10 protein-coding genes are annotated in these 14705 nt (G+C 44.7%); 5 read left to right on the top strand and 5 right to left on the bottom strand.

Annotated features, from left to right (window positions below; translation table 11 throughout):
- Positions 1-2 precede the first annotated feature (2 nt).
- The 4 genes from E2L07_RS03870 to E2L07_RS03855 form a co-directional block, all read right to left on the bottom strand.
- Entirely contained in the window at positions 3-1319 is a 1317-nt protein-coding gene (locus E2L07_RS03870) for an extracellular solute-binding protein (RefSeq protein ID WP_010899806.1), read from the bottom strand.
- Positions 1320-1424: 105 nt separating this feature from the next.
- Positions 1425-2198 carry a response regulator transcription factor gene (locus tag E2L07_RS03865; protein WP_053430219.1) on the bottom strand — a complete coding sequence of 258 codons (774 nt, stop codon included), beginning with the start codon at positions 2196-2198 and terminating at the stop codon, positions 1425-1427.
- Positions 2167-3984, bottom strand: coding sequence for a cache domain-containing sensor histidine kinase (locus E2L07_RS03860; protein WP_134228899.1), 1818 nt, complete (start codon positions 3982-3984; stop codon positions 2167-2169). The genes E2L07_RS03865 and E2L07_RS03860 overlap by 32 nt, the downstream gene beginning before the upstream one ends.
- 513 nt (positions 3985-4497) lie before the next feature.
- A complete protein-coding gene (locus E2L07_RS03855; RefSeq protein WP_010899803.1) occupies positions 4498-5550 on the bottom strand; it encodes a flavin-containing monooxygenase in 1053 nt (350 codons plus the stop codon).
- A gap of 467 nt (positions 5551-6017) precedes the next feature.
- Between E2L07_RS03855 and E2L07_RS03850 the strand changes: the two genes are divergently transcribed.
- From E2L07_RS03850 to E2L07_RS03830, 5 genes are all read left to right on the top strand, one after another.
- Positions 6018-6428 (top strand): isopeptide-forming domain-containing fimbrial protein, encoded by a 411-nt coding sequence (locus E2L07_RS03850; RefSeq protein ID WP_166740013.1) that lies wholly within the window; start codon positions 6018-6020, stop codon positions 6426-6428.
- Between the two features lie 65 nt (positions 6429-6493).
- Positions 6494-7539 (top strand): IS630 family transposase gene (locus E2L07_RS03845; protein ID WP_134228897.1). Its coding sequence is split into 2 segments (ribosomal slippage): positions 6494-6997 and positions 7000-7539, totalling 1044 coding nucleotides; the frame shifts between segments, so codons are not numbered across the junction.
- Between the two features lie 33 nt (positions 7540-7572).
- On the top strand, positions 7573-8793 hold the full coding sequence (locus tag E2L07_RS03840; RefSeq protein WP_134228896.1) for an NHL repeat-containing protein: 1221 nt from the start codon (positions 7573-7575) through the stop codon (positions 8791-8793).
- Positions 8769-13937 carry an isopeptide-forming domain-containing fimbrial protein gene (locus E2L07_RS03835; RefSeq protein ID WP_134228895.1) on the top strand — a complete coding sequence of 1723 codons (5169 nt, stop codon included), beginning with the start codon at positions 8769-8771 and terminating at the stop codon, positions 13935-13937. Before E2L07_RS03840 ends, E2L07_RS03835 begins: the two co-directional genes overlap by 25 nt.
- 109 nt (positions 13938-14046) lie before the next feature.
- The gene (locus tag E2L07_RS03830) at positions 14047-14367 is read left to right on the top strand and encodes a LapA family protein (protein WP_134228894.1); all 321 of its coding nucleotides are present in this window, start codon (positions 14047-14049) and stop codon (positions 14365-14367) included.
- Between the two features lie 230 nt (positions 14368-14597).
- On the opposite strand, the gene E2L07_RS03825 is transcribed toward E2L07_RS03830, so the two are convergent.
- On the bottom strand, positions 14598-14705 hold a 108-nt coding region (locus tag E2L07_RS03825), incomplete at its 5' end, for an IS3 family transposase (RefSeq protein ID WP_134228916.1).

Raw genomic sequence — 14705 nt, 5'->3', positions numbered from 1 at the left:
ACTTAATCTTCTGCTGAGAGCGCTTTTTCGTGTTCCTCAGCGAATGCCTCTGGTGTGACCTCATGACCGAAAAGGGATTGAATCATATTCAAATGCGTCTCTGCAACGCTCGCACTCATTTGCACATCTGCAAACAGTGTAATGTCAGAGGCGTGGTTTAATTCATCGAGCACGTCGATAAAGAGATCAGGGAGATCCACCTCATCGGTATTGACTTGGGTACCAGGAATAACGCCTGCATCCTCGACTGAATATTTACCCCACTCTTCGATAAAGTATTTGACAAATTGTTTGGCTTCTTCTTTCACATCGGAGTTTTCAGCGACAAACAATCCAACCCCAGGACCACCGACCCAGCTGTTAATGTCTCCTTCTCCACCGTCAATGGTCGGAAATTTAAAGAAGCTAATACCGTCACGGAATTCTTGTGGTACTTCCTCATTTGTTGTATAGTTCGGCAAATCCCATGAGCCGATTAAATACATGGCAGCCCCGCCATTCATAAATTCAGCTTTCGCTTCCTGATCAGATAAGCCGTTGAATCCACGGATGAATGCGTCGCGATCAATTAACTCTTGAATGTGCGCCGCTGCGTCGATTAGCCGCTCATCTTCAAAGGACCCGCTTCGGTCGATCGCAGAATTTAACGCATCTGCGCCCCCGATCCGTTCGGCCATGTACATATACCATAGGGACCCTGTCCAGCGGTCACGGTTTCCTAGAGCAATCGGGGTCACCCCGTTTTCCACAAGGGTATCCACAACGTGTATAAATTCTTCGTACGTTTCAGGTGCTTCAAGTCCATACTCATCAAAAATCGCCTTGTTGTAAAACACAGGGGCGATGTTTAATTCAAGTGGAAGAGCGTAGGCTTGACCGTCGATTTCATAGGCTTCGACCGTCCCTGCGACAAATTGCTCTCGCAACCCATCTTCAAGAATATCGTCAAGCGGAGTGAACAACTTCCCGTTTACATAAGGCTCTAGGAATCCGGCAGGCCAAGTCATCCCAACGTCAGGAAGTTGATTGGAGGATGAAATGACTTGCAGCTTGTTTTTATATTGTTCGTTTTCTAACACTTCTAGCTCGACGGTAATATGAGGATTGTCCGCCTCAAATTCGCTAATGATTTGGTTGACGATTCGGTTATGATCCGGAGAGCTTCCTTGTGGCCAAAGATGCATGAAATTAATCGTCACGTCCTCTTCAGTAGAAGTATCTGGCCCGCTTGCTTCGTCATTTCCACCGCCGCAGCCAGCAAGAAGCATGACGGAAGCAAAAGCGAGCGCGACCCAACTTGTAAGCGTTTTCCTTTTCACTTTTTGTTTCCCCCTTTGTTTATTCATTGTCTTAAGTATAGCAACGGAGGACGAAGGGGATAAGGTCACAATGATTGTCCAAAATACCACTATTTTAAGGTGTTCCTATTCGGTCCCTTTTCGATATTGAGTTGGCGTCATTCCTTCGTGTTCCTTGAAAATTTTGATGAAATATTTGGCCGTTTGGTAGCCGCATTTCTCCGCAATGTCACTAATGGGCCGGTCGGTTGAGACGAGGAGGTGCTTGGCGTGCTGCAGCCGTTTTCGCGTGAGATACTCACTGAACGTCATGTTTGTTTTTTCTTTAAAAAGAGCGCTCAAATAGCTCGGGTTTAAATGAACGCTCTTCGCTACATCCTTCAGGCCAATTTTTTGATCGAGATGGGCATCGATGTAGTGCAGCGCTTCATGGATCGAGTCCGAGGAGCTAAGTCGTTCCTTTTCAATCGCATCGATTTTCTCGTCCCACACTTTTTCCACCTGACCGAAGCGATCTTGTTCTTTCTTCATTTGCAGGGCGCTTTCCACTGCTTCGATCAGCTTTTCTTTTTTGACAGGTTTCAGCAAATAATGACGCACTCCTAATTCGAGGGCGGTATGGGCATATTCGAACTCTGAGTAGGCGGAAATGACGATGCAGACCGGTTTCGGATTTTGCTCCTGAAGGGCTTTGACTAAATGCAATCCAGACATTTCTGGCATGCGAATATCGGTAATTAACAGGTCAATCGTTTCTTCATTTAATCGTGTTATCGCCTCTTTCGCGCTTGCTGCGGTTTGGACGTTTAACAGCTTAGGAGACCATGCTTCGAGCGTCCGTTTTAATCCCCTGCGCGAACGAGGTTCATCATCTACGATCAGGACCGTTTGTTGCTTCATCCGAAGGCGCCTCCTTTTTCGGAATGGTAAAAGTGACCGTTGTTCCTACCCCATGACGACTCGTCAACTCAATGCTCGTGTGAGGATCGGATGCATAGCACAAATCCAATCGCTGCCTAATGTTGACGAGGGCAATCCCGCTCCGCTTTTCCGGATGGCCGACCCGTGTTTCCAAGGAGTGCTCAAGCTTCTGCTTCGTCTTTTCATCCATTCCTTGTCCATCATCTCGGACAGTGATGTTGACATAGCCTTGTTTTACGCTAGTGTAGGCACTCACTTGTACTTTTCCTCCGTCCACTTTGTTGCCAATCCCGTGGATGATCGCATTTTCAACGACAGGCTGAACGAGGAGCTTCGGGATTTGCACCTCACGCAGTGAAGGATCAAGCTCAATTTCCCAGGCTAACCGGTGATCATAGCGCAGCTTCATGATGTGTAAATAACGTTCGATATGATCAAATTCCTCGTGTAATGCAACCCAGTCGTCTCCCTTGACGTCAGAGATCGTGTAACGAAATAGCTCGGCTAAGGCAATGACGACCTCGGCTTGCTCTTCATTTTTTTCTTCAAGTGACCAGTACAGCGCCTCAAGTGTGTTAAATAGGAAGTGGGGGTTGATTTGGGATTGAAGCGCTTTCAGTTCGGCGCGACTTTGTGTTAGCTCTTGCTCGTATACGACTTTGATTAAATAGTTCGTCGTCTCGACCATTCGGTTATACGTATCGTTTAGTTCATTTAGCTCAACAGTCGAAGCGATCGAAGGGCTCTCTTTTAATGCCCCGAGTGTTCCGAATCGCATCGCGTGTGTGAGGCGCTGGATCGGATTTGTGATTAATGATGAGAGGAAATAGGTTGAGATCGTAAAAATAAGCAAACCAATCCCACCAGCGACAAGAATCGCGGTGCCGATACCAGTAATCCCTTGAGCGAGCGAGTGGACAGGCGTATATATGAGTAGAGACCATCCGGTTTTATTCGAAGCTGCTTCTACACGTACATAGTCGGTTCCATCCATCGTGACGACTTGCTTATCTGTCTTTGGCGCAATCTGATCGTGCCATTCTTCTGGCATATTTGTCGTAATGAACTGTCCTTGTTGGTCAAAGAGGGCAACATACTGGTTGTCCATGTCAAGTTGACCATTTCCTTGTCGAAGTTCAAAGTAGTTTGTATTGACTTTGCTGACTAAATAGCCACCGTGTGAAAAGTCTTGATCTAGTAAGTTTACTTTTTTGAGTGTGAGAAAGGAGTCGGCATCAAGAGGGTCGATCCCTGACCAGACCACTCGCCCATTTTCCTCTAGGGCCATCTCAATCCATTCATAGCGAATCCTTGATGGCAACGCCAGTTCATTGAGCGGAAACAACCGGCGGTAATCCGTAAAGTAAAGCTCAAAGGACGTGATGCCCGTAATGTATGCCTGGTAACTATTAATCACTTGATTCATCGATTGACGTTGCTCAAATGTGGTCGGGTGGCCGTTGGCTTCATTGTAGAGAAGCTGTTGGATAGACCCGTTCGTCGCAATTTGACTCATAATCATTTCAATGGCCTCAAATTGAGAATCGACGCGATGGAGAGTTTCGATGGCCGTTTGTTCCATTTGTTTCTCCGCATTCCCTTTTAAAATATCCATGACCAAATTGAAGGTGATAAAGCCTACGAAGAGAAGGACGACGACCATCACAGAAATAAAGTTTATAAAAATTTGATTGCGCAACGTGTTCCACTTTTTTCGTTTTCCTAGCAAATGAAACACCTCTCGATCAAAAAGATGTATAGACATGTTGTTCGCTCGTTCTTTATTAGTCTACCAAACATACAGGAGGTGTCATAGGTATTTTTTCGTGTTTGTCTAACAAAAAGGTAAGATATTTCCAATATAGATGAACATTATACACGGAAAAGCTGTATCCTTAAGCACTAACTTTGTTTTACCATTAAACAAAGTTGATTGCAAGGAAAGAGGGGGGGCGAAGCTATCATATAGGAATTTACATGAAGGAGGGCTTCATTCAAGACAATAGAGGAAAGCGAATGAAGATAAGGAATCACGGCAAAAACAGTTTTGAAAGGGAATTGTTTTCGCATCCATCATCAGGATCATGTTTTTTTCTACCCGTACCCACAACCGCCGAAGACAGTTGGTTACACTCAGAATGAACTGAAAGGGAGTCGGGTGTAGATAAACGTCGACTCATCCCATCAGAGCAGTATGATGGGATGATCGGAATCCATGAAGTAACCCCGGCAAAGTTTCTATCTTACGACGGCAGTGACTAAAAGCCATAGATCTTCTTTATTTATCCCCGTGTTTAATAAAAGGGACGAGGTATTCCGCATCCCGACCAACTCCACAAACGAGGGCGGAGCCACGCTGATATTGCCACGGCAACCCTAAAAAATAAAGCCCGCGTATGTTTGTGATCCCTCGGTTGTGTATCGGCCAGCCGTTGGTTGCAATGACGCCGTCGATGTCAATCCATTCGTACGAGGGAGAGAATCCAGTGGACCAGATGATGCGATCAAATGACAGCCGGCTATGGTCTGCAAATTCAACTTCTTTCCCTTGAACGTTCATGACTCTAGGCTTTAGATGGATCTGGCCTTTTTTGATCAATGATTTCAGTTCTTTTCCGAAGATCGGATCTTTCTGTTTTTTAAACCATCGTCCTCTTGTGGTATCAATCCCTGCGTACAACAATCCACCCCATTCCAGCCAACTAAACATGCTTTTGTTTAAAAGCTTGAGTGGTAAAAAACGGAAGGGATGACTGATCGCCATCGTTACGTTTCGCTCTTTTGCTAATTCTACTGCTATTTGAGCTCCCGAGTTTCCTCCTCCTACAACTAATACGGATTTCCCGGGGATTTGTGCAGGATTACGATACGCTGATGAATGAACTTGACTCATTTCGTTGTTTGCTGAATCCAGCACTGGAGGGAGGTATGGCTTTTGAAATGCCCCTGTTGCGATGACGACTTTTTCTGCTTCTATCCATCCGTTAGTTGTCTTTAGGTGAAACCGCCCATTTTGTTGCCGAGTGACCCTATCAACCTTTGTGTGATGTCGCATGGGAAGGTTGAAATGGTTTGCATATTGTTGCAAATAGGATGCCATTTCGTCTTTGGTTGGAAATCCATTTGGGGCACCGTCCATTGGAAAGCCAGGTAGCTGACTATATGTTCGTGGTGTAAATAAAACTAAGGAATCATAACGGTTTCTCCACGAATCGCCCACTTGCTCGTTAGCATCTAGAATCATAAACGGTACCTTTTCTTTTACGAGATAATATCCCATTGCTATTCCGGCTTGGCCTCCGCCGACAATCACCACTTTAATAGATTCCATCCGACATCTCCTTACGAATAATATTCAAACATTCATTTGAGTATTATTGTATCGAAAAAATAGAACAAATGAAATAGATCTACTACAGAAGAATTGATCGTTGGTGAGAAAGAAGGAATGTTGAGCGCCACTTTTTGTTGAAAGTGGGATCACTGGATATGAAATTTAATTTCACTTACCGTTGATTATTTGTAGTTATTTAATATCATTAAAAATCAATATTTATATAAAATAACTAGTCGTTTTATCCTTAATAAAATCTGTACAAAATCTGAAAAAACTGTAAATTTAGAACCTTCTGTTCATTTTGTAGTCCTAATTATAAAAATTAGGAGGATTTATCTATATATAGAGAGTAAAATTTGTAACATATTGTCTAATTGTGTAATTGACAATAAATACGTTGTAGAAAGGAGTCGTTCGAGAGAGAATTCTGTATACATTTTGAAAAAATGGAGGGAGAATCATTGAAAAAGAGGATCATAGTCAACACTTTTAAACAGTATCTCACGCTTTTCATGGTCTTTTTAGTCATTAGCAGTGGCATACTGCCAATGTATCCTGCACCTCTCTACGCAGAGGGGAACCAATCGGAAGACGAATGGGTCCTATCCAAAGAGGTGGAGGGGCAAACGAGTAAAGAAGTTGGGAAAGAAGAAGAATTCAGCTATGATATCAATCTCAAGGTTCCCGATGATCTCGAAGAATTTGAGAATCTAACGGTTATCGATGAGATAGATTCACGTTTAACCATCCAACAAGTCATAGTTGTGGTTGATGATGAAGTCGACTCTTCGATTCCATCTGACCTTGACGGGCAGAAGGTGTCAGTCAAATTTTCAGGGGATCAACTCAAGCATCTATATAAATTGAATTAAAGGGTTACAATCACTCTCTGTCGAAGTATAAGCGTAACACTTATCAATGAATGGAGAGAAACCCAATGACTGATTCACGTCAACATGAAATTCAAACCCTGCTTGCATTAATGAAAACAACTAAAGATAAACGAATGTATGAACGTTATCAAGCCATCTATTTATATTTACAAGCCTATTCTAAAAAAGAGATTACTACCATGATCGGACGTTCCGAAAAAACCATCTATAATTATGTGAATGCCTATGAAGAAAAAGGGTTAGATGGTTTAACGATAGGACAATCACCGGGAGCCCCCCGTAAATTAACACCTGAACAAGAGCATGAATTAGCTCAAGTTATCGCAACCAAACTTCCAGTTGATGTTGGTTTTCCAGCTAAGCATAATTGGACTCTGAAGATCATTGCTTCGTTTATAGAGAAAGAATGGAACAAAAAGTATACTCTTCGTGGTGTCTCACGGCTTTTACACGATTTAGGTCTTAGTTATACGAAACCTACTTATACGCTAGCAAAAGCTGACCGAGTGAAACAAAAAGAGTTTATGGAAGAGACCTTTCCTACCTATAAAAAAAACTTTTAAATGAGGATATTGATCATCTTCTATTTCAGGATGAATCCATGATTCGTGATTACCAAGCCCTTCAGTATACATGGTTTTTAAAAGGTAAGCAGCGAATCATTCCCACTTACGGAAAGCATCAAGGTGTCAAACTCATCGGTACACTTAACTACGAAACAGGTGATGTGTTTTGTGTAGAAGAAGAACGGTATGATGCAGAAGCGTTTCTCCGTTTTCTTCAAAAGGTACTTGAACGCTATCCAATTGGCAAAATCGTCATGATTCTGGATAATGCCCGTATTCATCATGCGAAGCTAATCCAACCTTTCTTAAGTGAAAACCAACATCGTTTAGAGTTGGTGTTTTTGCCTCCCTACAGTCCTGAATTAAATCTAGTGGAAGGGCTGTGGAAGTGGCTCAAATCAGATGTTATTTATAACGTTTTTTATTCATCTGTCAAAGAGATTCGCAGGAATGTGCAAGCTTTTATTCGTGAGTTGAACGACACACCTGAAAAAGTCATTGACCGATTGTGTGTGCAATTGTAAAAGATAAATTCAACTTATATAGTTGGAAAAACAGTGACCGTTCAAGTGACGGTACAACTGAATGACGATGTCGAAGCTGGTGAGCAGATTGAGAACATTGCTGAAGTGATTGGCGATGGAACTTCTCTAGTAGAGTCAAACAACGTCACTGTGACGGTTGTGGGGGACGAAGAACAACCAGTAGAAGAAGAGGAGGCTGAGTCAGAGTCTAAGCTTGAACTAGAACAACAAGAGGAAGCCTCTGAAGAGGAAGAGACTGTAGTTGGCATTAACAATGTTGAAGCCAATAATGTCTTAGAAATAAATGATGTAGATTCGTATGGCATTTCAAATAATGCGGATAGAACGACACCTCAAATTCGTCAGTTTGATGGGGAAAATTTTGATCCAGATCCGAAGGCGATCGTGTTTATTACGGGGCTCCCTAGTGGCGTTAACATGAATAATGGCTTGGCTGTGCATCCGACTGAAGATATCTTCTATGCGTACGGTGGAGTCCCTGGAGATGAAACCCCTCATAGATTGTATCGGATTACGCCAGATGGAGCAGCCGAGTTTGTCGGAGGTCTAGATGGTACGGCTGCTAATGCAGTCATTTCTGAAGATGGGACACGCTACTATCATACCTATATAGAAAATGGGGTACTTCTTCTTGGCTCTTATCATTTAGTAACAGGAGAGAAAGAGGCTATTCCTATCAATGGTTATGATAACAACGATGTTGGTGGAGACCTAATTATCGACGAAGACGGATATATTTGGTTTTCGAATAATACCGCTGGTTCGATCATCCAGATGGATTCACAAACAGGTGAGGTTTTACGTCAGGTCCCGATTACGAGTGGAGACGGTGTAGCCTTGCAAGGTGGGGTGAGAGGTCTTAGCTTTTTACCGAATGGTCAAATCTTATTGTCTAGTGGGCCTGGGGCCGAGGGTAGCCAAAGAGCTGACTATTTCTCACTAGATCCAGAAACGTTGCAAACAACTTTTCTTGGGTCAGCCACGATAGCTGGCGATGGGAGATTTTTTCCATCTTTTGATTTAGCCTCACGAGTGTATCCAAGATTCGATCCGCTGCCTCCTGTGGTAGAAGCTGAGAAGTCAGTGGACTTGATTGAAAAAGGAGAAGGAAACTCCGACGAGGAAAACCCAGAAGTGGGGGACACGTTACGTTATACGATTCAAGTTTACTCCAAAACCTTGTCATTTCTGACACGATTCCAGAAGGGTTGGAATATGTACAAGGGACATTAAAAGTCGACGGACAAGCTGTAACCGATGAAGAAGATGCCGATCAAGGCCACTATGTAAATGGTCAGGTGATCGGACAATTTGGCGATATAGCGGATACAGACTGGCATACGCTTGAATTTGATGTGATCATCTTGCCGGGACAAGCAGGAAGAGACATTGACAATACAGCTTCGGTTGTAGGCAATAATCTTGATGAACCGGAGGAACCTAGCGAGACCGTCGAGGTGTATCCGCGGGATGGCCCTGTGATACAAGCCGAGAAATCAGTGTCTCCAGAGCATGAAGTATTTGATGGCGATGTCCTCACATACAACGTCACGATTACAAATGTTGGGGAGCACCTTGCGGCAGATACGGTCTTTGAAGACGCGATTCCGGAAGGCACACAATATGTTCCCGGATCGATGAAAATCGTCACAGGCCCTAACGCCGGTGATCTAACCGATGAGGACGATGACGATGCAGGTCATTTTGATGGCGAAAAAGTCATTATCGAGCTGGGCAATTTACAAAATACGACCGAACTACCTGATGGCATTACCGTCCAATTTAGAGTCATCGCGTTAACGAGCCATATGGGTGAGACCGTTGTTAATAAAGCCGACGTTCACTATAGAAACTTACAAACAGATGAAGAACAAACCACTGAGTCAAATGAAGTGACGAATACCATTATTGAAAGACCAGTCATTGATGCTTGCGCAAGACCTGTCGCGTTGATTAATGGTAGTTTTGAACAAGGACCTGAAAGAGGGTCTTATAACGGCTCATGGGCGTTTTTAGAGGAAGAAGTCCCGGGGTGGTTGACAACCGATGACAGTCAAGGTGAAAAAATTATTGAGATCTGGGATTATGAACAAAACTATCCGGCCGGAGTCAGGAACTTTCCTGCGCCACCTGATGGCAACCGTTATGCAGAATTAAATGCTTATGATCATGGCATGCTGTATCAAGATGTGGAGACAACCCCTGGTCAAACGATTTACTGGCGCTTATCTCATATGGGTCGTCAAGGAGTAGACACCATGCAAGTTCGCTTTGGTCCAGCGACTGACAATCCTTATGAAACGATTGTGCAAACGCAAATGTCGACAGGGAATACGGCTTGGGCAACGTATACAGGGACATATACTGTTCCAGCAGGCCAAACCATAACAAGATTTGGATTTGAAGCGGTTAGCACTGCAAATGGAGTATTAGGTGCTGGAAACTTCCTAGACGACATTTTCCTCGGAACGGAACCGTGCGTCGTGGCTGAAAAATCCGTTTCTCCAGAGGGAGAAGTAACTGCTGGTGATGAATTAACCTACGAAGTAACAATTAAAAACGAAGGTGGAGACATCGCGGCGGACGTCGTCTTTGAAGACGCGATTCCTGAAGGAACGGACTATGTTCCAGGTTCAATGAGAATTGTTACAGGTCCAAATGCAGGCGATATAACCGATGCAGACGATGGAGATGCTGGACATTTTGACGGAGAAAAAGTGATCATCCAACTCGGGGATTTACCGAATACGACGGATTTACCTGATGGCATCACGGTACAGTTTAAAGTGACCGCATTATCGAGTCATATTGGTGAATCGATTGTGAACCAAGCATCCGTTGGCTACAAAAACTTACTAACGGATGAAGATGAAACGACCGAGTCAAATGAAGTGACAACACCAGTTGAGTATAAAGCACCAGAACTAGAAGCGGAAAAAACAGCCACCCTTCTTGAAAAAGCGGAAGGAAACACAGATGACGAACATCCAGAAGTGGGCGATACGCTTCTCTATACGATTCAAGCAAGAAATACGATTGAAGACAGCCTCGTTGAAAATCTTGTGATCTCGGACGTGATCCCAGCAGGATTGGAATACGTGCCGGGAACACTGAGAGTGAACGGAGAAGCCGTCACCGATGAAGAGGATGATGATCAAGGGCATTATGTAAATGATCAGGTGATCGGACAATTCGGCAACGTGACAGACACCGAATGGCGGACGCTTGAATTCCAAGTAACCGTAGGAGAAGGTCAGGCGAGCCAAGATATTGAAAACGTAGCCGTCGTCGATGGCGACAATGTGGATGAGCCAGAAAGGCCATCAGAGGAAGTGAAGATTTACCCACGCTTCCCTAGCTTAGAATCAGAAAAAACAGCGGTAAACGCAGACTTGTTCAAAGATCGATTTGAGGTTGGAGATACGGTCGTCTATACGATCCGTGCGCGTAACACAGTATCTGAAAGCTTACTCGAGAACCTCGTGATCACAGATGTTCTACCAGAAGGACTAACGTATGTCGACGGAAGCCTTGACGTGAATCATGACGGTGAAGGCAGCTACGAAGACGGAACGATCACCGCTAACTTTGGTGATGTGACGGATACGGAGTGGCGGACCGTACGCTTCCGTGCAACGATCGACTCCGGATATGCCGGTGAAACGCTTGAAAACATCGCCGTGGTCGAAGGCGAAAATGTTGATGAACCAAGTAATCCAAGAGAAGAAGTAAACGTAGAGCCAAAAGATCCAGTCCTCGAAGCAGAGAAAACAGCGACCCTTCTAGAAAAAGCGGACGGGAACACAGATGAGGCCAACCCAGAAGTAGGCGATACGCTTCTGTACACGATTCAAGCAAGAAACACGATTGAAGACAGCCTCGTTGAAAATCTAGTCATCTCCGACGTGATCCCAGAAGGGTTGGAGTATGTGCCGGGAACACTGAGAGTGAACGGAGAAGCTGTCACTGATGCGGAGGACGATGATGCTGGTCATTACGTGGATGGCGAAGTCGTCGGCCAATTCGGGAACGTGACAGACACCGAATGGCGGACGCTTGAATTCCAAGTAACTGTAGGAGAAGGCCAAGCGAGCCAAGATATTGAAAACATAGCGGTCGTTGGTGGCGACAATGTGGATGAGCCAGAAAGACCATCAGAGGAAGTGAAGATTTACCCACGCTTCCCTAACTTAGAATCAGAAAAAACAGCGACGAATGTAGATACATCAAAGACTCAGTATGAAGCTGGAGATACGGTCGTCTATACGATTCGTGCGCGGAACACTGTGTCAGAAAGCTTACTCGAAAATCTCGTGATTACAGATGAACTGCCAGAAGGCATCACGTATGTCGAAGGCAGCCTTGACGTGAGTCACGATGGTGAAGGCAGCTATGAAGACGGAATCATCACCGCTAACTTTGGTGATGTGACGGATACGGAGTGGCGGACGGTGACATTCCACGCAACAATCAACTCAGGCTACGTGGGAGAAACGATTGAAAACATCGCCGTCGTTGACGCGGACAACATCGATGAACCAAGTAACCCAAGAGAAGAAGTAAAAGTAGAGCCAAAAGATCCAGTCCTCGAAGCAGAGAAAGTGGCGACCCTCCAAGAAAAAGCGGAAGGGAACACAAATGAGGATAATCCAGAAGTAGGCGATACGCTTCTGTATACGATTCAGGCAAGAAATACGATCGAAGACAGCCTGATCCAAAGCCTCGTCATCTATGACGTGATCCCAGAAGGCTTAGAGTATGTACCAGGAACGTTGAAAGTGAACGGAGAAATCGTCACTGATGAGGAAGATGCGGATCAAGGCCATTATGACAACGGGGAAGTGTTCGGTCATTTCGGCGATGTGACCGATACGGAGTGGAGAACGCTCGAATTTGAAGTCACCGTTTTGCAAGGCCAAGCAGGACAAGACATTAATAACATCGCCGTCGTCAATGGGGATAATGTGGATGAACCAAGTAGGCCAGAAGAAGAAGTGAAGATTTATCCGCGTAGCCCAGTCTTAGAATCAGAGAAAACAGCAACGAATGTAGATGCATCAAAGACTCAGTATGAAGCTGGAGATACGGTCGTGTACACGATTCGTGCACGAAATACGATCGAAGATAGCCATATTGAAGATATGAGCATCACAGATGAACTGCCGGACGGGTTAACATACGTGGAAGGTAGCTTAGACGTGAGTCATGGCGGAACAGGAAGCTATGAAGCCGGAACGATCACCGTGAACTTCGGTGATGTGACGGATACGGAGTGGCGGACGGTGACATTCCACGCAACGATTGACTCAGGCTACGTGGGAGAAACGATTGAGAACGTGGCAACAGTTGACGGAGAAAATGTGGATGAACCTAGCACACCACAAGAGGAGATTACCGTTTCACCAAAAGATCCAGCCTTAGAAGCAGAGAAAACAGCGACGAATCTAGAAGAAGCGAAGGATCGGTTTGAAGCTGGAGACACGATCGTGTATACGATTCGTGCGCGTAACACAGTCTCTGATAGCTTGATCGAGAACCTCGTGATCACAGATGAACTACCAGAAGGATTAACTTATGTCGAAGGAAGTCTTGATGTGAGTCACGATGGTGCTGGAAGCTATGAAGACGGAACGATCACGGCGAATTTTGGTGATGTGACGGATACGGAGTGGCGGACGGTGACATTCCACGCAACGATCAACTCAGGCTACGTGGGAGAAACAATTGAGAACGTGGCAACAGTTGAGGGAGAAAATGTGGATGAACCACATACACCACAAGAGGAGATTACCATTTCTCCAAAAGCTCCAGTACTTGAAGCAGACAAAACAGCGACGAACTTGGATGAAGGTAAGGAGACGTATGACGTTGGAGATACGATCGTCTATACGATCCGTGCGCGTAACACAGTATCTGATAGCTTGATCGAGAATCTTGTGATCACAGATGAACTGCCGGAAGGATTAACGTATGTCGAAGGCAGCTTAGACGTGAGTCATGACGGAACAGGAAGCTACGAAAGTGGAACGATCACCGCTAACTTTGGTGATGTGACGGATACGGAGTGGCGGACAGTGACGTTTGAGGCAACCATTGACTCTGGTTATGCGGGTGAAACGATTCAAAATGTTGCCATAGTGAATGGTGACAATGTGGGCACCCCTGGACAGCCGACTGAGAATGTGACTGTTAATCCGGAACAGCGTCCACAGGATCCAGAAAAGCCGGTAGATTCCAATAATCCACCAACATCAGGTGGTGGAGATAAACTACCGAAAACCGCAACGAATACATTTTTAATTCTTGCGATTGGATTAGGTCTCTTGCTTGTTGGTTTGTTTCTGCAATATCTCAATAGAAAGAGAAAAGCTGCCTAACGACAAAGGAAGAGTTTAGGGCAATGGTTACTGGATGGGTGTCAGTCGGGAGATGCTGGCACCCTTTTTTTCTCCATTTGTAAATGAAGGCCGGTAGGAGGGAATTTAAATGAAAGGACAATGGGGGTTAATTCTAGGACTCTTGGCAACACTCTTGATCGCCATTTTTGCGGTCATTAATGTCGATGCGGTACAGGTGAACTATCTGTTCGGAACAGCAGAGTGGCCATTAATTTTGGTGATCTTAGGATCTGTATTGATGGGCAGCGTGATGGCAGGAGGTTTAGCGATTGTACGAGTTTTTCAGCTTCAACAAGAGGTGCGCCGCTTAAAAGGGAGAGTCAGCTCAAAGCAGACCCAAGCGGTAGAAGCTAAGTCTACTGGGCAGCAGAAGCAAGAGGAAGCTCATCCTATGTCTGACAAATCATAATTGAATGATGTTCAACCTCTGAGCAAATAGGGTAAGGGGAGCTTGAAGAAACCTCAAAGAGCTCAGCAACTCCCAATAGAACGAGGAAGGCTTGGTATCAAAACATCTAAGAGAGGGGACTCAGGGATGAAACAACAAATGATATGGATTGTATTAAGTTCTGGCATCCTATCGACGTTATTATCACTTGTCTTATTAATTGGAATGTCAACACTAAATCGGACAATTATTTAAAGGTTCATTAACTTGTATTCAGTCGGTGTTAAGTAATCTAATGATCCATGAATTCGAATAGTATTGAACCAGTGAACGTAGTCAAAAAGTTCAAGGTCAAGTTC

Source organism: Halalkalibacterium halodurans, from assembly GCF_004376175.1.
Classification (GTDB): domain Bacteria; phylum Bacillota; class Bacilli; order Bacillales; family Bacillaceae_D; genus Halalkalibacterium; species Halalkalibacterium halodurans.
This window is presented reverse-complemented; position numbering and strand designations above follow the sequence as displayed.